This is a genomic window from Hyphomonas sp. (assembly GCF_036964145.1).
Lineage (GTDB): Bacteria > Pseudomonadota > Alphaproteobacteria > Caulobacterales > Hyphomonadaceae > Hyphomonas.
Window position 1 is genome coordinate 973,632 of record NZ_JBALUC010000001.1, and the last position, 23,948, is coordinate 997,579.

General features: G+C 58.0%; 25 protein-coding genes and 1 tRNA gene. 5 read left to right on the forward strand and 21 right to left on the reverse strand.

The window, feature by feature from the left end:
* Positions 1-34 precede the first annotated feature (34 nt).
* A complete protein-coding gene (locus V7660_RS04795) occupies positions 35-379 on the forward strand; it encodes a hypothetical protein (RefSeq protein WP_335601984.1) in 345 nt (114 codons plus the stop codon).
* A 176-nt stretch (positions 380-555) separates the two neighbouring features.
* On the forward strand, positions 556-2,145 hold the full coding sequence (locus V7660_RS04800; protein WP_335601985.1) for an alpha/beta fold hydrolase: 1,590 nt from the start codon (positions 556-558) through the stop codon (positions 2,143-2,145).
* A 32-nt stretch (positions 2,146-2,177) separates the two neighbouring features.
* On the opposite strand, the gene V7660_RS04805 is transcribed toward V7660_RS04800, so the two are convergent.
* The 18 genes from V7660_RS04805 to V7660_RS04890 all read right to left on the reverse strand — a co-directional run bounded on the left by V7660_RS04805 (position 2,178) and on the right by V7660_RS04890 (position 18,171).
* Positions 2,178-2,254 (reverse strand) — tRNA-Arg (locus V7660_RS04805).
* A gap of 21 nt (positions 2,255-2,275) precedes the next feature.
* Positions 2,276-2,584 (reverse strand): ETC complex I subunit, encoded by a 309-nt coding sequence (locus V7660_RS04810; protein ID WP_335601986.1) that lies wholly within the window; start codon positions 2,582-2,584, stop codon positions 2,276-2,278.
* A gap of 318 nt (positions 2,585-2,902) precedes the next feature.
* Entirely contained in the window at positions 2,903-3,949 is a 1,047-nt protein-coding gene (locus tag V7660_RS04815; protein WP_335601987.1) for a nucleotidyltransferase family protein, read from the reverse strand.
* A 405-nt stretch (positions 3,950-4,354) separates the two neighbouring features.
* Positions 4,355-4,573 (reverse strand): DUF2274 domain-containing protein, encoded by a 219-nt coding sequence (locus tag V7660_RS04820; RefSeq protein WP_335601988.1) that lies wholly within the window; start codon positions 4,571-4,573, stop codon positions 4,355-4,357.
* Between the two features lie 2 nt (positions 4,574-4,575).
* Positions 4,576-5,829 (reverse strand): TrbI/VirB10 family protein, encoded by a 1,254-nt coding sequence (locus V7660_RS04825; protein ID WP_335601989.1) that lies wholly within the window; start codon positions 5,827-5,829, stop codon positions 4,576-4,578.
* Positions 5,826-6,854, reverse strand: coding sequence for a P-type conjugative transfer protein TrbG (trbG, locus tag V7660_RS04830; RefSeq protein ID WP_335601990.1), 1,029 nt, complete (start codon positions 6,852-6,854; stop codon positions 5,826-5,828). Before trbG ends, V7660_RS04825 begins: the two co-directional genes overlap by 4 nt.
* Before the next feature lie 11 nt (positions 6,855-6,865).
* The gene (gene trbF / locus V7660_RS04835; RefSeq protein WP_335601991.1) at positions 6,866-7,549 is read right to left on the reverse strand and encodes a conjugal transfer protein TrbF; all 684 of its coding nucleotides are present in this window, start codon (positions 7,547-7,549) and stop codon (positions 6,866-6,868) included.
* Between the two features lie 3 nt (positions 7,550-7,552).
* Positions 7,553-8,878 carry a P-type conjugative transfer protein TrbL gene (trbL, locus tag V7660_RS04840; RefSeq protein WP_335601992.1) on the reverse strand — a complete coding sequence of 442 codons (1,326 nt, stop codon included), beginning with the start codon at positions 8,876-8,878 and terminating at the stop codon, positions 7,553-7,555.
* Between the two features lie 4 nt (positions 8,879-8,882).
* A complete protein-coding gene (gene trbJ, locus V7660_RS04845) occupies positions 8,883-9,608 on the reverse strand; it encodes a P-type conjugative transfer protein TrbJ (protein WP_335601993.1) in 726 nt (241 codons plus the stop codon).
* Entirely contained in the window at positions 9,593-12,022 is a 2,430-nt protein-coding gene (trbE, locus tag V7660_RS04850; protein ID WP_335601994.1) for a conjugal transfer protein TrbE, read from the reverse strand. The genes trbJ and trbE overlap by 16 nt, the downstream gene beginning before the upstream one ends.
* Positions 12,016-12,288: a VirB3 family type IV secretion system protein gene (locus V7660_RS04855; RefSeq protein ID WP_335601995.1), complete on the reverse strand. Its 273-nt coding sequence runs from the start codon at positions 12,286-12,288 to the stop codon at positions 12,016-12,018. Before V7660_RS04855 ends, trbE begins: the two co-directional genes overlap by 7 nt.
* Complete coding sequence (locus V7660_RS04860) at positions 12,288-12,587, reverse strand: TrbC/VirB2 family protein (protein ID WP_335601996.1); 300 nt, start codon at positions 12,585-12,587, stop codon at positions 12,288-12,290. The genes V7660_RS04855 and V7660_RS04860 overlap by 1 nt, the downstream gene beginning before the upstream one ends.
* 18 nt (positions 12,588-12,605) lie before the next feature.
* Complete coding sequence (gene trbB / locus V7660_RS04865; protein ID WP_335601997.1) at positions 12,606-13,619, reverse strand: P-type conjugative transfer ATPase TrbB; 1,014 nt, start codon at positions 13,617-13,619, stop codon at positions 12,606-12,608.
* Positions 13,612-14,073, reverse strand: a complete 462-nt coding sequence (locus V7660_RS04870; protein WP_335601998.1) for a CopG family transcriptional regulator — start codon at positions 14,071-14,073, stop codon at positions 13,612-13,614. The genes trbB and V7660_RS04870 overlap by 8 nt, the downstream gene beginning before the upstream one ends.
* Positions 14,070-16,133, reverse strand: a complete 2,064-nt coding sequence (traG, locus tag V7660_RS04875) for an IncP-type conjugal transfer protein TraG (protein WP_335601999.1) — start codon at positions 16,131-16,133, stop codon at positions 14,070-14,072. Before traG ends, V7660_RS04870 begins: the two co-directional genes overlap by 4 nt.
* 236 nt (positions 16,134-16,369) lie before the next feature.
* Complete coding sequence (locus V7660_RS04880; protein ID WP_335602000.1) at positions 16,370-16,771, reverse strand: DUF6527 family protein; 402 nt, start codon at positions 16,769-16,771, stop codon at positions 16,370-16,372.
* Positions 16,764-17,939 carry a ThiF family adenylyltransferase gene (locus tag V7660_RS04885; protein ID WP_335602001.1) on the reverse strand — a complete coding sequence of 392 codons (1,176 nt, stop codon included), beginning with the start codon at positions 17,937-17,939 and terminating at the stop codon, positions 16,764-16,766. The genes V7660_RS04880 and V7660_RS04885 overlap by 8 nt, the downstream gene beginning before the upstream one ends.
* Positions 17,914-18,171, reverse strand: a complete 258-nt coding sequence (locus V7660_RS04890; RefSeq protein ID WP_335602002.1) for a multiubiquitin domain-containing protein — start codon at positions 18,169-18,171, stop codon at positions 17,914-17,916. Before V7660_RS04890 ends, V7660_RS04885 begins: the two co-directional genes overlap by 26 nt.
* A 307-nt stretch (positions 18,172-18,478) precedes the next feature.
* Here V7660_RS04890 and V7660_RS17220 point away from each other — a divergent pair, with 307 nt between their 5' ends.
* On the forward strand, positions 18,479-18,811 hold the full coding sequence (locus V7660_RS17220) for a helix-turn-helix domain-containing protein (protein ID WP_348211685.1): 333 nt from the start codon (positions 18,479-18,481) through the stop codon (positions 18,809-18,811).
* Positions 18,808-19,692: an ImmA/IrrE family metallo-endopeptidase gene (locus tag V7660_RS04895; protein WP_335602003.1), complete on the forward strand. Its 885-nt coding sequence runs from the start codon at positions 18,808-18,810 to the stop codon at positions 19,690-19,692. The genes V7660_RS17220 and V7660_RS04895 overlap by 4 nt, the downstream gene beginning before the upstream one ends.
* Before the next feature lie 164 nt (positions 19,693-19,856).
* Here the strand turns inward: V7660_RS04895 and V7660_RS04900 are convergent, their stop codons facing one another.
* Positions 19,857-21,113 carry a three-Cys-motif partner protein TcmP gene (locus V7660_RS04900; protein WP_335602004.1) on the reverse strand — a complete coding sequence of 419 codons (1,257 nt, stop codon included), beginning with the start codon at positions 21,111-21,113 and terminating at the stop codon, positions 19,857-19,859.
* A 19-nt stretch (positions 21,114-21,132) separates the two neighbouring features.
* Positions 21,133-21,906: a phage Gp37/Gp68 family protein gene (locus V7660_RS04905; RefSeq protein ID WP_335602005.1), complete on the reverse strand. Its 774-nt coding sequence runs from the start codon at positions 21,904-21,906 to the stop codon at positions 21,133-21,135.
* Between the two features lie 203 nt (positions 21,907-22,109).
* On the opposite strand from V7660_RS04905, the gene V7660_RS04910 reads away from it, so the two are divergent.
* Positions 22,110-22,688, forward strand: coding sequence for an ATP-binding protein (locus tag V7660_RS04910; RefSeq protein ID WP_335602006.1), 579 nt, complete (start codon positions 22,110-22,112; stop codon positions 22,686-22,688).
* A gap of 2 nt (positions 22,689-22,690) precedes the next feature.
* Here V7660_RS04910 and V7660_RS04915 read toward each other — a convergent pair whose 3' ends face one another.
* Positions 22,691-23,818 (reverse strand): hypothetical protein, encoded by a 1,128-nt coding sequence (locus V7660_RS04915; RefSeq protein WP_335602007.1) that lies wholly within the window; start codon positions 23,816-23,818, stop codon positions 22,691-22,693.
* Positions 23,819-23,948: the final 130 nt, after the last annotated feature.

Genomic DNA, 23,948 nt, shown 5'->3' on the forward strand with positions numbered 1-23,948 from the left:
GCGGTCATCAACTCTGACCGAAAGGAACCCCCCAATGACTAACTCTATTTTCAAGACCCTCGCTATCGCACTCGCCGCATCCGGCATCGCTTTCACGGCCTCTGCCGGCTCGATGGAAGAAACCTTCGACGTGACGTTTCAGATCGATCCGTCCGCCAGCGTCGAAGAAAACTATGAAGAATTCGAACGTGTTGCACGCGCGGCGTGCAAGCCTTCGAGCATGCTGTCCGTGTTCCGCACCCACCCCCGGAGCATTCGGGCGTGCGAAGCCGACCTGATCAACAAGGTCATCGCCGAAGCCGCAATCAGCGCCCTGACAGCTCACCACCAGGACCGGGCGCAACAGGTTGAGGTATCGCGCGAACCATCTGAAGGCTAGTCCCCAACAAGCCTTCAGATTGCGAGCCCCGTGCTTCGGCGCGGGGCTCGACTTTATTGAACCATAATCCGGAACATCCCGGTTGCGAGTTGTGCGAATGCGGTCAATGCCGTAAATTGCCCGTGGCGCGTATCCTTGATGCGTGACCCCTTTTTACTCGCCACGATTGTCTTGCCATGCTTTCGATCCAGACCTTCGGGCCGTTGCGGGTGTTTTTCGGTCGCGAGGAGCTGCCGCTCCCGTCATCGCGCAAAACGCGTGCATTGCTGGGCTATCTGGCCTTGTCGGCAGCGCCGCAGCGGCGCGACAGGCTGTGCGAGGTGTTCTGGGATCTGCCGGATGATCCGCGCGGGGCCTTGCGGTGGTCCCTCAGCAAATTGCGCCCGACCCTCAATGCTGGCAGCCAGATCCGTCTGCTGACGGATCGGGAGCGTGTCCAGCTGGATGAGCGGTCCGTGGCGGTTGATTTCCAGGCGGTGAAGCGCTCCGCCGGCGGAGAAGATACGAATACGGAAGAACTTGCCTGCGCATGGGACGCGGCGAGGGGATTGCTACTTGAAGATTGCGAATTGCCCAACCAGCCCGATTTTTCGGTGTGGCTGACCCAGCAGCGCGACGAGGCCACCCGGTTCCGGGTCCGTCTGGCACGCCGGCTTGTCGAACTCCCGGACCTCGCGCCGGAAGACACAGAGCGATGGGCGGACAGATGGCTGCTGGACGCGCCCTTCGATCCGCTGGCGGCGCAATTTGCTGTGGCCAGCCGGCGCCGCACCGGGCGCAAGCAGGAAGCCGACGCCCGGCGAGAGGAACTCGCACACGCTTTTGAGGCGGCAGATTTGGCCGTTCCGGACTTTTCGGTTGATCCGTTCGGGGCAGGCGGATCCCGCAAGGCGCCCGTGGAAAAACCGGCCGAGGCGGATGCGCTGAGGCAGATCGTCCGGTTCGTTCAGGCCGATGACAACACCTCACTGGCATGGGCGAGCGTCGGGTCTGCTGACGCGCCGCCACTGGTCAAGGCCGCCAACTGGCTGTCGCATCTGGAACTGGACTGGGAGGCTCCGATCTGGAGCCCGCTCTACCGCGACCTTGGCAATACGTTCAACTTCATCCGGTATGACGAGCGCGGCTGCGGCCTGTCGGATTGGGACGTGCCGGAAATCAGCTTTGGGACATTTGTGTCTGATCTTGAACTGGTCGTGGACGCCGCAGGGCTGGACCGGTTTCCCTTGCTCGGCATCAGCCAGGGCGCGGCCGTGTCGATTGAATATGCGGCGAGGCATCCGGACCGGGTTTCCCATCTGATCCTGTTTGGCGGCTATACGGCAGGCTGGCGCCACACGGCGACGCCGGCGCAGGCTCGCGAACGCGAGGCCGTGATGGTGCTGACCGAGACCGGATGGGGCCAGACAAACCCCTCCTTCCGGCACATGTTCTCCCAGACCTTCATGCCGGATGCGACTCTGGAAGAACTCGCCTGGTTTGACGAATTCCAGCGCAATACCACCTCCGCCGACAATGCGGTCCGGTTCCTCAATGCATTCGCGAATATCGACGTGCGCCATCGTCTCAAGGACATCCAGTGTCCGACGCTGGTCATTCATTGCCGGGGAGATTTGCGCATCCCGATGCCCTCGGGGCGGGCGATTGCGGCGGAAATAGCGGGCGCGGAATTCGTCGGCCTCGACAGCAACAACCATTTGCTGCTCGGCCGGGAGCCGGCCTCATCGGAATTCGTCTCCGAAATCCGGCGCTTCCTGCTGGGATAGGGGCGGATTAAACGCTTCGCCGCGCGCCAAAATGGCGACCCCGGCAGGATTCGAACCTGCGACCGTCCGATTAGAAGTCGGGTGCTCTATCCAGCTGAGCTACGGGGCCGGGTCGTTACCGGCGGGCACCCTAGTGCGTCCAGGGCTGCTTGCGATTTGCGTCGAAATTAGCGCTATAGGACTTTACAAGCCGTTTCCGCTCTTCGGAGGGCGTGACCGTGAAGGTCAGGCCTTCGCTCTTGGCGTACTCGATCGCCTGTTCCTGCGTGTCAAAGGTGAGGCGGACCTGGCCGGATGTGTCGTCGATGCTGGTCCAGCCCATGACAGGGTCGGCATAGCGCTTTGCGTCGTTCTTAACAAATTCGAGAACCCAGGCTTTGGTCTGGCCGCGGCCGGACGTCATGGCGCTCTTGGCAGGCTTGAAGATACGCGCTTGCATTGCTGACCTCACCGCTGAGAAAGTGAATGGTCGGAGCGAGAGGATTCGAACCTCCGACCCTCTGGTCCCAAACCAGAAAGTTGGTGGAACGAGTCTTTCGCAAGACCCCTATAAAAACAATGCGTTAAGTGGGTTTGGACCCCACCTGCCGCAACACCTCCAAACGCTAAGCCACCAATAAGCCACCGTCTGAGTTACAATGCAGCCGGAATAGCGAGGCTTGGCCCCGTGCGCAACCATTATGGTGTTTTAGACTATTGAATTGCCCCCTCCAAGAATTCCACCGCATGAGGCGAAATTTTCGACAGAGCAAGTCAATTAGCCTGCTTCCAGGAGTGATTGAACGATTTCCCGTGATTCATTCCCAAGACGTGCAGCGCCCTGGCTGAGCCTTTCTTGCCAGGCCGGTCCTCGCGCGGCGGCCTCGTTGAGGGCGGCGATCAGATCGTCTTGTCTGCGTTTGGCAACAAGCGCTTCGACGAGAAGGCCAGCCTGCATGATATCTTTGTCGGACTTCACGGCACTTTCGCCAGTGTCCTTCCGCATGGTTGAAACGATCAGTTTGTGGACAGCATACCGCTCTGGGGATGGAACGTTTACGAGTGCCCCGAAGCGCGTGAGGATCGCTGCTTCGACCGTGTCTCTCAGCAGGAAGTCCAGAAAACGCAAGGGCAACGCATCGGATCTGAGGCTGGGCAGGTTAACTGGGGCGTCCCGATCAGGGCCGCGATTGGTCGTCAGGACGTCTACCCGGTATCCACCAGGGCGAGCGTACGTCGCTGCTATGTTGGGGCCCGCAAGGGAGGGGACCGGCGCGAACGCCGCATCGACTGTTTTCAGGACATCAATCAGTGAAACGTCGAGTGAATCATTGAGCGCAACTGACACGCCGTAGTCTTGGGCAAGGTCGACGTCACCGGTTCGTATGGCGACGTTCGGCAGCTTGACACCGAGAAGGCCGGCATAGGTCTGGAACGCGATTGTGCCGACAATCACGCCCCTCAAACGGAACACGCCTGCATCCGCGAGAGCCTCGATAACGGCTCCCGTCAGCCCATCTGGCTCGGGCAGGCCGGCGCCGGAAAGCGAGCGACGGATCGCCTTGCGCGTATCGGCATGGGCCTTCGCACTCATCGCGCTGTCAATAGCGGTACGTCGCTCTGGTGTGTCAACGCCCAGATACCGTTCCGGTGGACGTCCCTGTGGGGTTGTCGGCTCCTGAACGTACCAGTAATCCTTGCCGGAGATGGTTCTTTTTCGGAAGGTTGAGCCTTCCGGAAAGTCGGACGCTGTGGCCAGCCGCAGCTGGTCTAGCAGCTCGGCGTAACTGGTCTGGATGACGAGAGGAAGTTCCTGGACAGTCATTTACCGGCAAAATACAAAAATGCCGGTAAAAGTCAATACTTACTGCTTTATGGCAACTGGAAGACCTTTAACCTCGGTAAGCATACCGGGCCGCGATCTTGACCATACGTTTGCTAAAATTTGTCGCTGGTAGTCGACGCCTGAACGGTATTGGTCACCACAGCCTCGGCGAATTGCCGACGGATATAATCTCCGGGGTATCTTGGACGACCGGCGCGTATGGAAAATGGGGGCCATTGACCGCGCAGCCGGCGCTTTTCGAGACCAGACACGGTCCACCCGGTAAGGTCGGCGCACTGTTTGGGTGTTAGCCAGCTTGTTTCACGTGTGAAATCGGCTTCACTAATTTTGCTTTCTGCCATTGGGTACACTCCACAATCTGACGATGATCCGTCGCCGTCGCGATCAAGATTTTTTTGCCTTCCGGAATCCGGTGTCACTCGCCAGAAAGGTTTCCAGCATCAGCGGCACTAGTGCCGCGGCCGGAACCTCCACTCCGTGGATCTCCGAATGGATCCGCGCATACGCGTCCAAGTCCGTTGCCAGCGGTGGATCGACAAGCACCGTCAGCTTCTGCGGCGTCCGGTCCGGTAGCGGCCCGATCTTCAAACTGATTTTACTCATGGTTATATGCCTCCTTTATAGGGCTTCAAGACAATGTCCTTGTTGACGAGCACGCCGAGCCGCCAGCCGCGTCGGATGGTGATCGAGGGCTGGACGTCGAGATTGCGGCGCACGATTTCCTGGCCCGCTTCATTTGCCCCTGTCTGCGCAGAGCGGCGCAAAGCCCGGGCAATGTCGCCCTCGTCATCGCTGGCGAGTTCAGACCCGACGCCGAGCAGGGTCGACAGGGCGACGCCCTGCAACAGTTTCCAGGAATGATAGTCGACCTTGTCTTCTAGCCCAGCGTAGCCGCGCGCATCGACGCCGGCGAGATTGTCGATCCGGATGGATGTGCCGTCCGGCATGACGATCCGGCTCCAGACGAGCAGCGCCCGGGACTGGCCGAATGCTATGACACTGTCATAGCGCCCGATCAGGCGAGCGCCCTGCGGCACGAGCACGGTCTCGCCGGTCACTGTGTCATAAACCGGGCTTGTCACCTGCGCGATGACCTGCCCCGGAAGGTCGGAGTTCACCCCTGTCAGCAGGGTTGCCGGAATAATCGTTCCAGCCATCAACTGGTAGGGAGAAACCGGTGTCTCCAGCCGATGCGGATTGTAGATCGAGGGATCGGTTTCTGCGCCCAGAAAATCAAGCTTGCGAACCTGACGGTTTGGATCCTCATTTAAGGATGACCCAAACGCGCTGCCATCGGATGGCGCAAATGCCGACAGGTCCGGAAAGCTCAACGAGGGCGCAGCCGCTGCCGAAACCGGACTGCCAATCGGTTTCGCCCCCACGCTCGACCCAACCTGGAAAAACACACCGCTCCCACGTGCCGCATCAGAGAGAGCTACTTCACGTGCTCGCAGCTCTGCCTCGACCGCCGCCAGATGCTCACGCATTGGATCCACCTCGGGCGCATCTTCCGTCGGCAGTCCCATCCGTCCTTCACGCTGCGCCTTCAGGATCGGCGTTCCGAGGTCGCCTGGAAGTGGTGGCCCGAGGATGTCGTCTTCCGGCGCAATCTCGCCATAAGATTTCGGAAGCGCAGCGAGCCCATCCGCTGTCGGATTATGCTCGGTATTGTAAAGCTCCCGGGCCGGATCGTTAGCGCCGTCCTTCGGGCTTTGCAGCGCAAAGGCGAGCGAACCAAGAACAATCGCACTACCTGTTCCAAGCAGGACCATGAGCGCGCGTTTGGAAAACCGTTTGACAGGCCTAGGTGCGCCGCGGATTTCGAGCGGCTTGGGTGGAGGGGAAGCAGTCTCTGTCATGGCTTCGCTTGCCCGAGATCATTGCGGGCGATCTTCACGACATCCTGGCGCTTTTCCCCAAGACGCAGCTCGGCGCGGGCGAACAGGCGGTCGACGACATAATAGTCGCCGGACATGCGATAATTCACGAGCTGGGACTTGCCGTCACGGCCAATGACGAACAGGGCTGGGGCCTCGCCCTGGTCGAGCCGGGCTGGGAACTGGATATAGACCTTGCGGCCATCGTCGAACACGCGATCCGGCCGCCAGTGCGGCTCATCGCCGTCGATGTCGTAACGGAACTTCAACCGATCAAGCTGCAATCCTGCTGGCGAAGACGATGTTGTGCCACGCGCCGCGCCGGACCTCGCCACACGCGTCACCAATTCCTGATCGGCATAGCGCCAGGACACGGCCGCCATATAGGTCTCTTCGAACGCGCGCAGTTCGAGGTGATAGGCCCGCAGGCTCGTCGTGATGATGAGGTTTGTCTTGAGACCCGCCTGCGTCGGCTTGATCAGGATATGCGCCTGCGCATCGGTGCCAGTGCCGGAAACGGTGTCCCCGAGCACCCAACGTACCGTGTCGCCGGCCGAAACGGAGACCAGTTCTTCGCCGGGCTGCAGGACTATGTCGGTGACCTGTTCCGGTGCGCAATAGACCTGGTAGAGCGCGCCCACGGTATAAGGATAGACTTGGATCGCGTTCATGTAATTGTCGAGCGAGGGTTCGACCGCCGCCTTGCCGTTTGCTGTTTCTATGGCCTGGTAGGGTTTCAGGGAGGGCGCATCTGTCTCCGTCGGCATGGGTTTCAACTGGCCGGGCATCGCGCCTGTGACACTTGTCGGCGTATAGGTGCGGTAAACGACCGGCGTCGAAGAAAGGTCCACGTCGGCGATATCGGCCTCTTCCATGTCGGGGGCGAGATAGAGGTCTTCGACATAGTCCGGTTCATCCAGTGTGATGTCGGGGCCGACAGCAGCCGGAAAGCTCTCGCAGGCCGCAAGGGCGGTCGAGGCAAGGAGGATCAGGGCAAGGCGTTTCATTGGATATGCTCCTATTGATGGTCTTTCGACCAGTTGAGGCCGTGAACGTAGAGGCCGAGGGGATTGGCCCGGAGGGCCTCTTCGGTGCGGGGTGGGTCGATTACGATCGAGAACACGCCGGTATGGTTCGACTGGCCGGTCTCAGTGCCGTTGCGATATGCGGTCTCGCGCCAGCGCACGGTGAAGCTGTCATCGGAGGCCCGCACGACGCTCGCCACGTCGACAGACACAAAGCGCCGTCCGAGATCCGCAAATGGATCATTGTCACGGGCATAATCATTGAGCGTGGCTGCCGCCCGGTCGGTCGCATAGGCATAGGCCTTCAGCCAGTTCTGCCGGACCACCACCGGATCGATGGAGACACCGCGCGTGTTCTTCACGAATTCTGCAAGATGGAACGCGATCTGCGCATCGGTCGGCTCATAGCGCCCGTCGGCGGGGCCGACGGCGCGCACGGCGCCTTCGCCGGTCAGCTCGACCACGTATGGCGTGACGAAGGATTGGGTCGAGCGCCAGACAAGACCGCCTGCGAGCACGAACGAGAGGGCAAGGCTGCCGAGTGCGGCCAGCCGCCAGTTCGCCGCCTGGACACGCGCTGATCCGATCCGGTCGTCCCAGGCCTGCGCCGCGCGCTGGTAGGGCGTCACGGGCGCCGTGGTTTCGCCATAGCGGGTGGAATTTCGCTTCCAGAGCATAGATTAGTCCTCGTCATTCCTGAGTTGTATGGATGTGCCGCCACCGGGCCGGTCGCCATCGCGGACCGCAGAGGCGGCCATCATGCCGGCATCGCGGGTCGACTGGTCGCGGCGTATGCGCCGGGCCCAATCCGGGGAAGAATTCGGCCCATTGGTTGGACCTGCATTGGGCGCGCCGGTGCCTCCGGTTGCTGCAAAGGCAGCGCGTGCGCCTGCCTGGTGACGTTCGCTCGGGTTACCAAACGCGCGCAGGGCAAATCCCTTGGCGCCCGATGCAGCCGCGCGAACGCCTGCGCCGGCGACACCGCTCATGCCCGCCATTGCGGCGCCAGCGCCGGTCTTGCCGGATGCAGCAGCGTTCATCTGGTAGGCTGTGCGGGCGCCACCTGCCATGGAGGCCGCTGCACCCACGGCGCTGCGTGTACCACCTGCTGCCGCGCCGATACCGGCCTTGGCAAGGCTGCCGCCTGCGACGGTTCCGGCAGCGACACCAGCTGCGGTGCCGATGGCGGCGCCAGCGCCCAGCTGCGGGGCGCCGGAGACAAGTCCTGTTGCGATGCCGGGTCCGAACAGGCCGAGGGCGAGAAGCGAGAGGGATCCGAGGATGACGGAGGCAGCCTGTTCAAGGGTCACCTCGTCTCGCTGGAAGGTCGATGTGATGGAGGAGAAGATGGTTGAGCCAATGCCCACGATGATGGCCAGCACCATGAGCTTGATGCCCGACGCGATGACATTGCCGAGGACCTTCTCGGCGAGGAACGAGGTCTTGTTCCAGAGCGCGAACGGGATCAGCACAAACCCGGCAAGCGTCGTCAGCTTGAACTCGATGATGGTGACGAAGAGCTGGATGGCGAGGAAGAAGAAAGCGAGGAGGGTGATGATCCAGGCGAGGAAGAGGACGGCGATGATGACAATGTTCTGGAAGAAAGCGATCGGGCCGGTAAGCTTTTCGATCTCGTCAAGCAGGGGCAGGGCGGCATCGAAGCCTGCCGCTGCGACAAAGCCCGGCCGCATGATATCGTCCGCCGTGATCGTGCCGCCGGTTGCGTTCAGGCCCAGTTGCGCAAAGCTCGTGAACACAATGTCCGACAGGAGCGCAAAATTGCCTAGGATGAGCGCGAAGGCGCCGACATAGAGCACTTTCTTCAGGAATCGCCCGACAATGTCCGTATCCGGGCCCATGGCCCAGAACAGCCCCGCCAGTGTGATGTCGATGGCGATAAGCGCGGAGGTCAGGAACGCGACATCCGGCTGCAACAGGCCGAACCCGCTGTCGATATAGGCCGAGAAGGTCGCAGCAAACTGGTCGATGACGCCAAGGTCTTCCATGGCGCTAATCCCGCCGATAGGCGACGCCGTCGCCGCGGAAGCGTTTGTGACGGATACGGGCCTGTTCCTCGATGGCGGCCCGGCGGGATTCTTCAAGCGCCACCATCCGGTACTGCGCCGCCATCAATTGCTGCATCTGCATTTGTTGCTCGACGGAAAGGGCGACGAGCTGGTTGCCGGCCTGGGCCACGGACAGGTTCCCTGTTGCCGCCTGGCTTTCGCTCACAAGGTCGGTGAGCGTCTCCCTGGACTCTGCAATCGAGGTCACGATCCCCGACTGGACCTGGATCGAGGCCCGGAACGCATCCCGGCTGATCCGCCACTGATCGGCGGCTTCGACGACGATTTCCTCATTGGTGAGGCCTTCATAGGAATCCGGGAAGGCCTCTTCATACTGTCTCTCGCTCTCCTCGACTTCGTAAGTGACCTCGCCCGCTTCGCGCATCAGCGTGTCGATGCGTTCGAGCAGGCGTTTCATATGCTCGATCGAGGCATAGTCGAGGCGTTTGAGGTCTTCGGCCTGGTTCACCAGCATCTGCGCCTCATGCTGGAGCTGCTGGATCTGGTTGTTGATCTGCTCGAGCGTATGGGTGGCGGTCAGGATGTTCTGGGCAAGGTTTGTGGGATCGATCACGACATCTCCAACGCCCAGCAAGGCGTCTGCCGGCTGCGTTATCCAAAGGAGTGAAGATAGCGAGGCTGCAAGCAGGGCGGTTATTCTGCGGCGCATGGTATGTCTCCCTCTGTTCCAATGAGGTCCGCCGCCCAATGGAGCCCGCGCGCGGCAAGCCAGGCCGCAGCAAAACCTTCCGGCCCCGCTGCGGCATAAATCTCGGACATCAGTTCCTGGTCGGCCTTCGAACCGGCGGCGCAGAAAGCAAGCGCAACCGGACCGAGGTCGAGATCGAACAACCGGTTGCCGTCCGGACACTGGACGTAATAATCCCGCTTCGGGGTCGCCCGCGCGATCAGTTCGACCTGACGCGCATTGAGCCCGAAAGCTTCATACGTCGCCCGCTGCGAAGGCTCTTCGGCCCGCGCATTGGCAAGGAAGATGCGGGTCGGGGCGCTTTCGATGAGCGAGGGCGCAATCGCGCTTGCCGAAATATCCGACAGGCTCTGCGTCGCGAACACGACCGAGACATTTTTCTTGCGCAGGGTTTTCAGCCAGTCACGCAGCCGCCCCGCAAACATTGGATGATCGAGGAACAGCCAGGCCTCATCGAGAATGAGCAGGATTGGCTTCCCGTCGAACCGGGCTTCCAGTTTCGCAAACAGGTGCGCGAGCACCGGCGCGGCGAGCCGCTTGTCCTGCATTAGCGCGTCCATTTCGAAGCAGAGCATGTCGCCGGATGCCAGACTGTCCTCATCGGCATCGAGCAGCGCGCCATACGGGCCGGCCAGCGTATAGGGTTCCAGCGCGTGCCGGAGTTCCGGCGACTGCACCAGCGCCGCAAGACCCGTCAGTGTACGCTGGACAACAGGCGCCGCGCCAAGGCTCTGAAGGGCCGTCCAGACGGCCTGCTTCACCTCTGGCGTTACCATGACATTCTCCTGAGCGATCAGCCCCAGCGCCCAGGCCTGCGCTTCGGCGATCCCGGCTTCGCTATCAATGTCCCGCAAGGGCTGGAACGCAAGGTCGCCGTCGAGGCAGAGGTCGTACCATATCCCGCCAAGGGCCAGCGTTGCGCAGCGCGCTGAACCGCCCTTATCGAAGATGAACACCTGCGCGTCGGTATAGCGCCGGAATTGCAAGGCGAGGAGCGACAGGAGGACTGACTTGCCGGCCCCGGTCGGCCCGACCACCATCATATGCCCGACATCGCCCTGATGCGTGACAAGCCGGAACGGCGTCGCACTGGCCGACCGCGCCATCAGGAGCGGTGGTCCGTCCAGGTGCGCATTGCGCTCCGGCCCTGCCCAGAGCGCCGAAAGCGGCGCCATATGGGCAAGATTGATCGTATTGAGCAATGGCTGGCGGACATTGGCATAGGCCTCGCCCGGCAGCGTCCCGAGCCAGGCTTCCACCGCGTTGACGCTTTCGGAGACGGAGGTGAACCCACGCCCGCGGATCACGCGCTCGACAGCGCGGATCTGGTCTTCGGCGATCGATGCATCTTCATGCCGGACCACGATCGCCGTCGTGCAATACCCGAAGGCGACATGCCCGGCACCAAGCGCCTGCAAGGCCTCGTCCGCGTCGGCGGCATGATTGTCTGCGTCCGTATTGAGCAGCGTTGCCGGCTCATTGGTAAGTATTTCGCGCAGGTAAGAGGTCAGCGACCGGCGCTTCGCAAACCAGTTGCGCATATAGGCATTGAGCGTCTTCTCCGCCTCGGGCTTATCGAGGGGCAGGAACCGCGTCACCCAGCGATAGGCAAAGCCGAGCTGGTCGAGTTCGGAGAGGAGTCCCGGCTCGCCGGTTGCCGGGAACCCGTTGATCGTGAGGACTTTCAGCGTCTCCTCGCCAAGGCGTGGGCTGAGCCCGCCGGTCAGTGGTGTATCGACCAGGAGCGCATCGAGGCACATCGGTAGGGACGGTGCCCGCACAGTCTGCCGCGTGACCGAGATGCAGGCATGCAGGTAGGTCAACGTTTCCTCATCATCGAGAAAGCGCGCTTCCGGCATCAGGTCTGCCATCATGTCGCGCGCCCGGGAGGTTTCGGTTTCGAAATGGGCGAGATGCTCGCTCCAGAACGCCGCCGGGGCGTCTGCGGGATCGTCGATGAAGAGTTGCTCGATCCGAGCTGTCCGGTCGGCCGGCGGCATCCATGTGAGGGTCAGGTAGCAATCGGTCTCGAAGTGGCGCCCGTGCTCTTCGAACGCCGCCCGGCGTTCTTCATCGACCAGCCAGGGGGCGCTGTCCCGCCAGGTGCTTTCCGGATAGGTGACGGATGGTCGGCGGTCCGCTTCTATATGCAGCGCCCAACCTGACCCGAACCGGCTGAGGAGATTGTTCATGCGCGCCGTGACCGCGACCAGTTCTTCCGGCGTCGAACTTTCAAGGTCTGGGCCGCGATAGGCAATTGTCCGCTGCAGGCTGCCATCCTTGTTGAGGATGATGCCGGGCGCGATCAGGCAAGCCCATTTGAGATGGTCCGCGAGCGAGGCCGGGCGCTGTCGGTATTCACGAAGGTTCAGCATGCGTAATAGCCTCTTGTCCGAATGTGCCGGATCAGTACGTCGGAAAATTGTGGATCGCGCCGGGCGGCGAAGACGCAGATGCCCTGCGCCACGATCCAGAAAGCGAGCCCCACGCCCCAGAGCTGCAGGCCGATGCCAAGCGCGGCGGCCAGCGTGCCATTGACGATCGTCGCAAGCCTTGGCGCACCTGCGAGCAGGATCGGCACTGTGAGCGAGCGATGGACCGGCACGCTATAGCCGGGGGGCAGGGGGCGGTTGTCAGCCATCAGAGCGTCGCCCCACCGCCGAAGGAGAAGAACGAGAGGAAGAACGACGTCGCGGCAAAAGCGATCGAGAGACCGAACACGATCTGCAACAATTTCCGCATGCCGCCGCCGCTCTCGCCGAAGGCAAGGCCGAGGCCGGTCAGGATGATAACGATCGTTGCGAGGATCTTGGCGACCGGCCCTTCGATGGAGTCGAGGATCGACTGCAGCGGGGCTTCCCAGGGCATGCCGGAGCCCGCCGCGTGGGCGGGGAAGGCGAGCGCCGCGACAATTGCCGTCAGGCTCAGGGTTTTGATCATGTCTCGTTTCATTATGGATTACGTCCTTTCTGGAGCGGTGGAGAGAAGCGGTTCGGAAAAGGGCAGGCTCGGCAGGACGAGCTGCAGGTCCGGCTGGACGGGGATCAGATCATAGCCCTGACGCCCGAGCCCGTTCATGCGCGCGACCGCCTCGACGCGGTGGATCCCGGCGCGCCGGGAAATGTAGACAACGCAATCAATGGTCTCGGCGATGAGATCGTGCGGCACCTGGGCTGAGGCCTCGCCAATTAGCTGTTCGAGCCGGGAGAGGCCGCCAAGGGCAGAGTTTGCGTGCAGGGTGGCGATCCCGCCCGGATGGCCCGTGTTCCAGGCTTTCAGCATGTCGAGCGCTTCGGCGCCGCGCACCTCGCCGATAATGATCCGGTCAGGGCGGAGCCGCAGGGTTGAACGGACAAGGTCTGCAAGCGTCACCGATCCGGGTTGTGTTCTCAGCTGAACCGCATCCCGCGCGGTCGACACAAGTTCGCGCGTGTCTTCGAGGATGACCAGCCGGTCGCCGGTTAGCGCGATCTCGGCGAGCAGGGCGTTGGCAAGTGTCGTCTTGCCGGAGCCCGTGCCACCGACCACGAGAATATTCTCACGTTCCAGCACGGCTTGGCGTAGGGCGTCTGCATGATGGGGCGCCATGACGCCGGAGGCGACATACTCATCCAAAGCGATCACCCGTCCCGCAGGCTTGCGGATCGAGAAGCAAGGTCCGGGCGCCACGGGTGGCAAGAGACCTTCAAACCGTTCCCCGCCCATCGGCAGTTCGGCCGAGACAATCGGCGAGGCCGCATCGACGCGGCGGCCCATATGGCTCGCGACTAGCCGGATGACACGTTCAGTGTCAGCAGCCGAGACAAGTCCAAACTCGGTGCGGCCGCTGCCGTGCCGCTCGACCCAGAGCTTTCCATCAGGATTGATCATGATCTCGACGACGGACGGATCCTCCAGTGCCGCCACGATCTCGGTTCCCAGCGCTGTCACCAGCATGGCGCGGGTGCGTGTCAGACTCTCAACCTCACGCATCGGCCCGCTCCCCATTCAAATGCTCAGGGTGGGTTTCAAGGCTCGCCCCTTCTGCCGTCACGTCCTCGACGGCGTTCTGGAGAATGCGCTGACCGGAGCGCAGCGCCTCGGCGACCTGCCGGACGAAGAGGTCAAACCGCATGTCGCCCTTGGCGCGGGCTGCCTCAACCTGGTTGGCAGGCACCGGCGGTGTCACCGTCAGGAAATAGTGAACGAAGGTCGCAAGCGTTTCGGCCAGGACAAGATTGTCCCGCTCGATCCGCCCGAACTGGCGGGTCAGCCGGTCCAGCCGGCGATTGATGGCGGCTTCGCGCTTATTGTCGGACTCGCCTGCCCGGTAGGCCGTCACTGCTCCATCGATGATCGTGCTTTCTGACAGGCCAGGGCGTTTGGCCATAGCCTTCAGCCAGTGAAAATTCTCTGGCGAGATATAGGGCTGGATCCGGGGCTTCATTGGCCATTCCCCGTGAGATCAATGCCGGTCGCCTGTTCGAGGCTGTCAGCCTGCACGAGTGCGTCGAAGAGGCTTGCCTGCAGGGGATTGCGCGCCTGCGCCCGGGACCGGCCAGGTTTCGAAGGTGACGCGAGCCGTGCACGGTCCTCGGCAGCATCGCGTGCCTTCTGAGGCCCAAGGCCGTCGACATTAGGTTCGAACTCTGCGGCCTGCATGAGGCCTTCATGGATTGACCGGACTTCGGAGCCCCAGTCATTGGCCCGCGCGTCTGGAATGCAGGCTGCAAAGTCAGGGGCGTCTTTGAGGCGTTCAGTGAAGTTCTGGTCTTCATAGTAGCGGAGTTTCAGCGCACGAACCGGAGGAGAGCCTGCGACAAGGACAAGTTCCTGGTCTGCGGGGAGCTGCATGACTTCGCCGGGGGTCAGAAGCTGGCGGGCGGTCTCCTGGCGCGAGACCATCTTGTGCGAGAGCCAGGGGGCCAGCCGGTGACCGGCATAGTTCTTCATGGCGCGCTGTTCAGTCTTGGTGCCGAGTGCATCAGAGATACGCTTGGCGGTGCGTTCGTCATTCGTCGCGAACGCCACTCTCACATGGCAATTGTCGAGGATCGCGTTCGACGGGCCATAGGCCTTCTCGATCTGATTGAGCGACTGCGCGATCAGGAAGGCTTTCAGGCCATAGCCTGCCATATAGGCGAGCGCGCTCTCGAAGAAGTCGAGCCGTCCGAGGGCAGGGAACTCGTCCAGCATGAACAGGACCCGCCGACGGGACTTTGCTTCAACCAGAGACACTCGAGGAGCAAGGAGCCCGCAAGCGCTCAGAACGTTTGCTACAACCGATCTGCCACGCGAGAATACCGAAGGACGTATCTCCAGATGTTCAGTGAGCCGCCGGCCGACCTGGTTCAGGATAAGGCGCATGAGGGGCTTCGTACGAGACAGGTCCGAGGGCGGGACGACCAGGTAGAGCGAAAGCGGCCGGTCGCCGGACACAAGGTCCTCGATCCGGAAATCGCTCCGCGACGTCACTTCCGCGATGACCGGGTCGCGGTAGAGCGACAGGAAGCGCAGCGCGGTGGACAACACGCCGGAAAGCTCGTTCTCCGACTGGTTCATCAGCTCACGCGCCGTCTCGGCAACAACGGGATGAACCTTGGGCGCTTCGCTTGTGCCAAGGTGATTTGTCCGGAGCATGATCGACAGCGTCGTGCGGAACGTCCGGTCGGGATCAGCAAGGAAACTCGATACACGCGCCAGTGTCTTCTCCCGCTCGGCGTAAAGGACATGCAGGATGACGCCGACGAGTAGCGAGTTGGCCTTGTCGACCCAGTGGCCGAGATCGCCAAGCTTGCCCTGCGGGTCCACGAGAATGTCGGCAATGTTCTGGACGTCTCGAACTTCGCAATGGCCCTTGCGCACTTCCATCAGAGGATTGAAATGGGCTGACGCAATGTCCGTTGGATCGAAACGCAAACAATGCGAGAACTCCGAGCGCCAGCCGGATGTCAGCTGCCAGTTCTCGCCCTTGATGTCGTGCACCAGAACCGAATGCGGCCAGGAGAGCAGGGTGGGCACGACAAGGCCAACACCCTTGCCTGAGCGGGTCGGCGCAAAGGCCATGACATGATCAGGCCCATCGTGGCGGAGGTAAGAGCCCTCAGCCTGGCCGAGAAACACACCAGCAGGCTTCAACAATCCGGACTTGCGCAGATCCTTGCCTTCCGCCCAGCGTGCAGACCCGAAGGTCGAGACCCGCTTATCCCACCGTGCCCGAAGGATCGAGCCTGTCACCGCAATCACAATGGCCGCAACGCCGCCTGATCCGGCAATCAGCCCGCCCCGGTCAAACACATCCGGTGCATAGGCGTCGAAGGAATACCACCAGCCGAAGAAGGCCCAGGGTACGTACACCGGCATGTCAAGGATGACGAAGAGCGGCTCGCCCAGCCGCGGCGACCAGCCAAGCGACCAGGCCGTCCACTCCGTCGCGCACCAGAGTGCCAGAAGGACAATGAGCAAGACGAGGAGGATCTGCCAGAAGAGGTTCGTGCCATGTTTCATGACATGGAACCTGACAAATCAGCCCCTCAGTCTCCAGAGAGGGAATTGGGGGAAATCAGGGGGGTATTCTGAAGGTTCGGGAATGGCCGGGTGGCTAGAGTGAACTTCCGGGAAGAATCCGTAGTGGCAGAAAAAATCCCGTGAGTAGCCGCAAGCGATTTGCTTCCTCATATTAAAAAATACAGCGCTCAAAATTCCCGATTTGTGTTTCGAGCAGATTCCTTCGCCGACAGCGACTATCGGCGAACCAAGCCGAGCAGCCATTTCCAGACCCGGCGCCACCAAACCCGCTGGCGCTCAAGTTCCATGTAATACTCTTTTCTTCTGGCTTGTTCTGCTTTCCTACCTTTGAGCACTTGCTCTTCCGACCACTGGCCAGACCAGAGGATATGCCCATTCCGAATAACATAGTGCGAACGGCACGGAAGCTGCCAATTGCCAATCGATGGTGAAAGCGTGGGCTTGCCATCCATCTCGGAAAACCTCCATTCGGCGGGGCCCAGAGGGACGACTACCTTGTTCCCGCATCCGCAGGCGCATAAATGAGCGGCGATACCATAGTCGAGGGAAACATATAGAAATTCAGGCTCAAGTTCTTTCGGTATGGAACGCACATGCTGGAGAATGAGTTCAGTCATTGAAACTTTCCGAGAATATCTTCAGCTGACCCACATCCAATAGCAGATTGTAGGGGGCATACTCATCGACATAGAACCCCTTCAACTGTTTGAAGCGGATGACCGCCAGGCATGCGTTCAACGCGTTGAGTTCACTGATTTGGATCTGGCTGCGATACTCATCGTCGGGATGATCGGCCATTTCGGCGAGCTCCTTATCGCGAATACTTTCAGCCTGATCAACTTCGTAGGTTGTCGCACGCAACATGCCATTGATCGGACCCCGCTTGCGATCGAGACCCATGCCGACATCGATAAACGGAATCTGGAGCTCGATCAGAAGATCGAAAATCTCCTTGCGAGCGGACCCCTTGTCGACACAAACGAATGCGAATGAGACGCCATCAAGTTCCGCACGTGTAGAGCTGTCGATGTAAATCTCTTTCAGGGACAGGCCATGTCGAAATCCGGAATACCGGTCTAAGTACACTACGGATTTTGGCTTTCCCAATTCTTCGCCGTCGAGCTTTCCGGGAGATCGGAAGGCATTGTGGACATAGTATTTGTCTGCGTCGAACCCCCGGATTTCCATTACGGGAGATTTCACAAGAAAGTCCAAGATATATGAGCCTGTTCCCCCTAGACCAATCACGGCAACGACTTCGTTGTTCAGTAAACAGGACAGATCACCAATCTCGGCACGGCTCGTGAGCGTGTCACGGAATTTGAACATAGAATCTTCCACCACATCGGGGTCGACGTTGAAGGTGAATGGGTCGGCGCCGTGCCCAGCCATGGCAGGGCCGGAGATCAGGGTGAGATAGTGCTCGATCTTCTCAAAATGACTGTTGAACCCGTTTTGAGGCTTGTTCGAGAATTGCCGCTGCACGATGGTATCTGATTTGTCGAGCAGTAGGGTCGCGCTGCAGTTGCCCAGATTGGGTATGAGCTTACCATCCAGACCATAAGGAAGAGAACCTGCGAAATACACTTGGTGATTGTCCTGATGCACGCGGATGTTGTCGACGAAAACAAGCTTCGCCACAAAAGCGCCCCAGCAGAGTTCCGCGTCCGCATTCAGATATGGGATGTCGCGGACTACGAGATGGTTGCTATCGAACCGGAGTGCGTAACCCTTGTCTAGCAGCTGCTTGATGTCGCTGTTATGATTGGCCAGTTCGATTAACACGGAAGATCATCCCATCCTTGACTTTTACTGATCCGTTTGGCGCGAGGATTCCTTCCGGCTTGTTGCCGTGGCCCCGGGTGTACGTCACCGAGTAGGTGATTTCCGGATGGTGGGCGTAGTCGGGGTATGAAAATGCGACAACTTCTGCATACGAAATTTCGTCATTCTTGATGAACTGATACTCAGTCCCATCGACGACAATTTCCACTTCTTTCGCTGGCTTGTCTTTCATTGTTTGGTCCTCTTATTTCTTGCGGTTGGGCCGCTGAGTTAGTGCGGATGCTGCTGCAGTCTTTGCAGCTTTGCTCGACTTGGGATTTCTAAGCACTTTCGACGCAGCTGAAGCTGCCCGTTTGCTCGTGACTTCTGAATTCTTGGGCATATCTCGGAACTCCTCAAAAAACTTGACGGGGGATACAAAATCGTCCTAATAAACGCTACGAATTCGTAGGTAGTTTGGATCAAAAAAAGCCGCCCTCCGGCGACGATACTACCTACGTATTCGTACACAATGACACACGGAGGACGTAGCGTCAAGCATGACTGACGAAAATTCGAATTTTGGGGAGCGATTATTATTTGCCCGAGAAAGCCGAGGTCTCAGCCAAACAGATTTGGCGAGGCTGACAGGTCTTCAACCTGCTGCGATTGGACATTTCGAACGAGACCGCAGGAAACCCTCGTTCGCGAACGTTCGCGCGCTAGCGAAAGCTCTCTCTGTTTCATCAGACTACCTATTGGGCCGATCGGATACGATGCAGGGAGCAACCACGGCGTTCCGTGGTGAGGAGCACCTAACCCGACATGATCGAGAGTTCATCCAGATGATGATTGACCAGATGGGGGAAAAAAAGCGAGTGGACAGAGAATGAGGAAATTTCGCCTGCTCTGGGCCCGTCAATGTGGCGAGAAAAAATCTCGGGAACTGGGTTACGATTCCTTTCCGATTGACCCCTTCAAGATAGCAGAATCTGAGGGGATCCAGGTTGAGAAGAAGCCTGCTGGTCCACCTGGCGTGAGTGGCGGCATCATATTCCACGACGAACAGGTCGCGATCTTCTATTCATCGACTATCAAAAGTCACGGATTTCAAAGATTCACAGTTGCTCACGAATTGGGCCATTATTTTTTGGAAGGGCATCCGGAGGAAATTCTTAAGACTGGGATAATCCATGCATCTAGGGCAGGCTTCACTGAAGGCAACAACTCGATAGAATTGGAAGCCGATCATTTCGCGGCCGGACTCTTGATGCCTTCAAAATTAGTCCGTGAGCTGCTTGTAGGAAAAAGCGTCGGCTTAGAAGGGATTGAGACCCTGGCGACGCAATCTAAATGCTCGCTAACAGCAAGTGCAATTCGGGCTGCTGAATGCTCTCCGTATCCGGTGGCAATTATCGTGAGTCGTGGGGATGAGGTAAGTTACGCCTTTTTGTCTGATAATTTCAAACAGCTCGGAACGATCCGCATGCTACGCAAGGGTGACCCACTGCCGGACACCGCGACGCGTGACTTCAACGCTGATGCCGATAACATAAAGCACGCGCGTAGATTATGCGCTCCTACAAACATGCAACATTGGTTTGATGGGCCGGCTCACATCGCCTTGGATGAAGAAGTCATTGGCTTGGGTGACTATGGCTTTGCACTCACAGTTCTTTCAAACGAGGAATTGCCTAACGAGCCTTATGAAGAGGAAGACGAGGATTCGGCTCTGCTTGAAAGTTATACGCCAAGGTTTGCCTACGGTCGCTGAGCGACGTTCTGGAGTGTAATTTTCCTATCCGATTGCGCTCAAATTCGGCGCCTATTTAGGGGGCATTAGAAGTATACTAGGCGATGCTGATGCGCCCTCGGACGCGGAGAGCAGGCACTACGTTTGCAGCATGCTTCAGACAGTCCTTTTAGCCGGTTTGTTCTTCAGGTATCCTCACGCTTGCCCTTCAGAGGAGGCATGAAAAAGAGGCTCCGCTGCGGCTTCATGATCAAAGAATCCGTCCGGCGAATACCACTTGCAGAGCGCCTCTCACCGCCATTCACAGTTTCAACTTTTATATCTGGATTATCGATCATGGCTTGATTGATATCCATGGAGTGCGCCGGTGTTTCATTCGCTACGCTGCGCAAAAACTCATCGAGCAGCACTGCGTCTCCAAACTCAGAAATTGCCTTGGGAATATCATCCATCAACTGATCCCTTGCGCGCTGCCTGTCATCGTCTTGGAACAGATATTCGATTCCCTCATTGGATGGATCATAAGTCAGCATATTCAAGCCCGCGCGGCCCATGTGTCCCTGCACTCCAGAATTTTCATGTAGCAGGTCATTATAGACTTGGCGGGCTTTGTGTTCGTTCGCAAAGTGCAGAAGCCAATAGAGCCAGCCATCGGGGTTGTTGATTGCAAACGGGCTCACATAAGGTGCACAGTTGCGGTAGGAGTCGAATATTAATTGCTCGATTGCGGCGCGCCATTCCGGCTTCCTGCCTAGATTATCTAAATCATCAACATCGGAAAGACTCACTCCGTGACTTCTTAAGATCGTGTCACGAGCCGGCGCCCGCCGTAGCGGCAATCGGCTCATCATTGCACGAATGGCAAAAGTCAGGAGAATTTCGGCTGATTGATAGCTTCGCAGAATATCAACGATGGTTTCGCGTTTGACATGCTTACTCCCACATTGATCGAGATTGAAGAACACATTCCTGGTGACCCGTTCGCCCGCAAGCCTAGCTTTGATTATCGGATAGGCGTCTTCGAATTCACTGTTCATGAAGTGAACTTGAAGCCTTACATGCTCTGAGTCTTGGCATCGTGCGATGTGAGGTGCCAGATTATTCCTTAGTGCCGCGATGGCGGCAGCGTCTTCATCGTTGAAAATGCAAAAGCACTCAAATGTAATTTGAGCCATGCCGTCAATGGCTCTTTGTAAGTTGATCTCTTCCGAGACGTTACAAAATGTGTCGAGAAAAATGATCGGTGATCCAACTTCCCCTCCCGCATAAACGCCACCGCCGCAGAAAGCATCTACAACTGCTAATCTGAACCGTGATTGCTGAGGCACTGAGCATCGAATTCTCAGATATTCAGACAGGTATTCTCGAAGTATTTGGTGCTTCTTTTTTGAGTGATCACCGAGGATCGCACCCGCTTCCCACTGATAAGACTTGGAAGGCATTTCTGATTTGGCTCGCTCTTTATGATGTCAGGGCGGGCATCTCATCCCAAGTCTGCCCCTTATATTTTCGACCGTTCGCCTTTTTTGACCGTTTCTTATTGTCCGCCCCCCATGTGCCCCACTGCTTGAAGAAAAACGCTGTCTCATATTGCTGGCAAAGCGAGTAAATTTCATCAACCCATGCTTCTTGGATTGGGCGCGCCCTGGTACCGCTTTCTCCGCCAACAATTGCCCAATGAATGTTCTCAAGACTAGGAGTTCCGATTGACCCGATAAGCGGTTCAAATGAGATAAAGCGAACAGCAGCAGGTATCTGCTGAAGTTCGCTTATGCGGTCACAAACAACTTCATTTTCAACACTCGTTCCTAACCAGACATTTGGCAGCACGGTTCTGATGTTATCGCGCATTATCTGCGCCATTCTATCTGGCCGTTTAGTTAAAATTTGATAGTTGTGTCGAGGCGTGTCTGCCATGACGGCCCAAACCTTCAGAATAAACTGATCAGTAACACCATCATGGAAAAGGTCTGACATCGAATTCACAAAGACATTGCGAGGCTTGCGCCATCGGCGAGGCGCATCCAGTGCCACTTCATCCATTCGAATTTTGTTATTCCAAATAGTACGTTTGCCACTTTTGCGTGTTAGATTTGCATACTTATCGACCCCCATAAGTTCGAGGCGGCGTGCCATGTTCATAGCATAACAATTGGTACATCCAGCAGACATAATCGAGCAGCCCGCTACCGGATTCCAAGTTGTATCTGTCCACTCAATCGATGTCTCGGTCATGATCGCTTGTATTGTCGTACAGAGTTAATGTCTAATGAAGTTCTCAGAAAAGTTCCCGCTTTGTTCGCATGTGTTCATCTTGATAGCAAGCCTCGAGAGTTTCCACCCCAGGAAAATCGCTCAACCGTAGATAGCGTGACGCAAAATTGCAGTTACGAAATACCTAACGTATTGAAAGTATGAAGTGAAATCGGAGCAATCTTATGGGAAAAGTGATTTATCTTACCGGCGTCCCTGCTTCCGGAAACACGACTTTATGCGAACGGCTGACACAGAGCGCTGAAGATATAATCCATTTCAGGTTTGGGCGCGAATTGACCGCCTTCTTGGAGGAGGAACATTCAGTGACGCAAGAAGAGTTACGATCCGGTACTGACCATGTCTCGACACCGCATATAGTTCGACAGGTCGATGAACGCGCAATCGCGGTCGCCGAAGAACATCGCGACACAAAAAGCATCGTCATTGATACACATGCTCTGACGAGCGAAGCCTTTGGTTTCAGACTCACACCTATGTCGATTGAACAGATTTCCCGTCTCGCACCAGACATTGTCGTGTGCGTGACGGCCTCCCCAGCTGTTGTAGGCAAACGCATTCTCGCTGCCTCGCTGGGTAGGCCGAACCTAAATGAGGACCAACTTCGCCAGCAAGCGAATCTTCAACAGAGTCTAGTTGTTGCGTACTCAGTAATATGCGGCGTGCCAGCATACTTTATTGAAAACAATGACGAGGATCAGCTAGTCGCCAACGTAGAGCAGCTGAAATTCCTGCTCACGTGACATCAAGCACCCCGCTCCAACATCAATCGGAACAAGTCTCTGCGATCAAGCTCTTTGCCTTTGAAGATGACTTTGGAAAATGTGTTGTCCTCGATCCGCTCACCATCTCGCTCAACATGGACATGAATACCGACTTCTTGTGGCCTCGCAGCCGTCCAGACAATCGCCGGAGTTGAGGCCCAGACGCGGAAGCGGCATGTATCTGCATACTGATCTAGATCAAGTTCCCGATCGGGTATTATTGCCTCGGTATTGTTCATCAATTCGTCGTGCAGTGTTTTCAATGGTGTGGATACAATAGGTTCAGAGCTCCATGTGCTGTCTCTTCCGCATGCCGCGCAGAAATGCTTTCGATGAGGCGTTTCAGCGAAGCTGCCCATATCGAGATGTGGAAATCCACATGTGCTACAATTTATGCAATCCATAACTTTGCCGTCCTCAAGCCCTTTGACGAACTCATAAGCAGCAGGCGGTGTGATGTTTACCTGAGATATCTCAGCCGAGCTAAAGAGATGCATCTTTGAATCGTATCTGAACGAAATGGCTGGAAAGTCCATGTCTATGCTTTTCATCCCGCCCTTTTGGGGACGGCAATGAACATGAATTCGTGGCTTTCTAGTGGGGATGGGCTCAGAAGCTAAGGCTGCTGGGAGTGAGCACCAGATGCCGACTTCCTGAAATTCACTTGCATCCAGTGTAAAGGGATCGACGACGTAATTCATCCCTTGCACGTGGTTAGCGCAGTGCATTTCTCCGGTCTTTTCCAATGATGCGTGGTCAGCTTTGATGCCCCAGTGTTTTTGGTGTGTCCGACACCAAAGGCGCATTTGCCCATTACGAAATTTGCCGGCCGCTACAAACTCGCACGGTAGAATTGCATCTGTACCTTGCTTGTCTTTGAAGATGCCCAAAAGCTCTGGTGATGACACGGCTATATTACCCATTGTGCGGTCATCGGCCCAACAGACTGCAATCTTTTCCGCCATTGCGTCATTGTGGACGACTTGAACGTCCCCATCATCGCATATCTTTTTTACAAAGATCTTTTTGGCAGGTGGCCCCGGTTTCCATTGGGCCTGCCACAGCTCAATAGTTCCGGTGGTCTCATTTTTCTTGCGTTCAACGAACATAGCTTGGTGCTTCTTTATTTTTCTTGCTGACTGTCGCTCAATGTAATGTGCAGAGTGTGACTTCTCAACATATCCGCGCGCATTGAGATGGCTCTCGGTGAAATCTTGTAACTCCCTTTGAAATCGGAGG

Bases quoted from the DNA above. Each gene is read 5' to 3' on its own strand.
- trbB (WP_335601997.1), bottom strand. From the start codon at position 13,619: ATGCGTGAGGTTGAGAGTCTGACACGCACCCGCGCCATGCTGGTGACA.
- V7660_RS04825 (WP_335601989.1), bottom strand. From the start codon at position 5,829: ATGACAGAGACTGCTTCCCCTCCACCCAAGCCGCTCGAAATCCGCGGC.
- V7660_RS17220 (WP_348211685.1), top strand. From the start codon at position 18,479: ATGACTGACGAAAATTCGAATTTTGGGGAGCGATTATTATTTGCCCGA.
- V7660_RS04810 (WP_335601986.1), bottom strand. From the start codon at position 2,584: ATGCAAGCGCGTATCTTCAAGCCTGCCAAGAGCGCCATGACGTCCGGC.
- V7660_RS04815 (WP_335601987.1), bottom strand. From the start codon at position 3,949: ATGACTGTCCAGGAACTTCCTCTCGTCATCCAGACCAGTTACGCCGAG.
- trbF (WP_335601991.1), bottom strand. From the start codon at position 7,549: ATGCTCTGGAAGCGAAATTCCACCCGCTATGGCGAAACCACGGCGCCC.
- V7660_RS04880 (WP_335602000.1), bottom strand. From the start codon at position 16,771: ATGACTGAACTCATTCTCCAGCATGTGCGTTCCATACCGAAAGAACTT.
- V7660_RS04795 (WP_335601984.1), top strand. From the start codon at position 35: ATGACTAACTCTATTTTCAAGACCCTCGCTATCGCACTCGCCGCATCC.
- V7660_RS04890 (WP_335602002.1), bottom strand. From the start codon at position 18,171: ATGAAAGACAAGCCAGCGAAAGAAGTGGAAATTGTCGTCGATGGGACT.
- traG (WP_335601999.1), bottom strand. From the start codon at position 16,133: ATGAAACATGGCACGAACCTCTTCTGGCAGATCCTCCTCGTCTTGCTC.
- V7660_RS04905 (WP_335602005.1), bottom strand. From the start codon at position 21,906: ATGACCGAGACATCGATTGAGTGGACAGATACAACTTGGAATCCGGTA.
- trbL (WP_335601992.1), bottom strand. From the start codon at position 8,878: ATGGAAGACCTTGGCGTCATCGACCAGTTTGCTGCGACCTTCTCGGCC.
- trbJ (WP_335601993.1), bottom strand. From the start codon at position 9,608: ATGCGCCGCAGAATAACCGCCCTGCTTGCAGCCTCGCTATCTTCACTC.
- V7660_RS04910 (WP_335602006.1), top strand. From the start codon at position 22,110: ATGGGAAAAGTGATTTATCTTACCGGCGTCCCTGCTTCCGGAAACACG.
- trbE (WP_335601994.1), bottom strand. From the start codon at position 12,022: ATGCTGAACCTTCGTGAATACCGACAGCGCCCGGCCTCGCTCGCGGAC.
- trbG (WP_335601990.1), bottom strand. From the start codon at position 6,854: ATGAAACGCCTTGCCCTGATCCTCCTTGCCTCGACCGCCCTTGCGGCC.
- V7660_RS04870 (WP_335601998.1), bottom strand. From the start codon at position 14,073: ATGAAGCCCCGGATCCAGCCCTATATCTCGCCAGAGAATTTTCACTGG.
- V7660_RS04895 (WP_335602003.1), top strand. From the start codon at position 18,808: ATGAGGAAATTTCGCCTGCTCTGGGCCCGTCAATGTGGCGAGAAAAAA.
- V7660_RS04900 (WP_335602004.1), bottom strand. From the start codon at position 21,113: ATGCCTTCCAAGTCTTATCAGTGGGAAGCGGGTGCGATCCTCGGTGAT.
- V7660_RS04860 (WP_335601996.1), bottom strand. From the start codon at position 12,587: ATGATCAAAACCCTGAGCCTGACGGCAATTGTCGCGGCGCTCGCCTTC.
- V7660_RS04915 (WP_335602007.1), bottom strand. From the start codon at position 23,818: ATGTTCGTTGAACGCAAGAAAAATGAGACCACCGGAACTATTGAGCTG.
- V7660_RS04820 (WP_335601988.1), bottom strand. From the start codon at position 4,573: ATGAGTAAAATCAGTTTGAAGATCGGGCCGCTACCGGACCGGACGCCG.
- V7660_RS04855 (WP_335601995.1), bottom strand. From the start codon at position 12,288: ATGGCTGACAACCGCCCCCTGCCCCCCGGCTATAGCGTGCCGGTCCAT.
- V7660_RS04800 (WP_335601985.1), top strand. From the start codon at position 556: ATGCTTTCGATCCAGACCTTCGGGCCGTTGCGGGTGTTTTTCGGTCGC.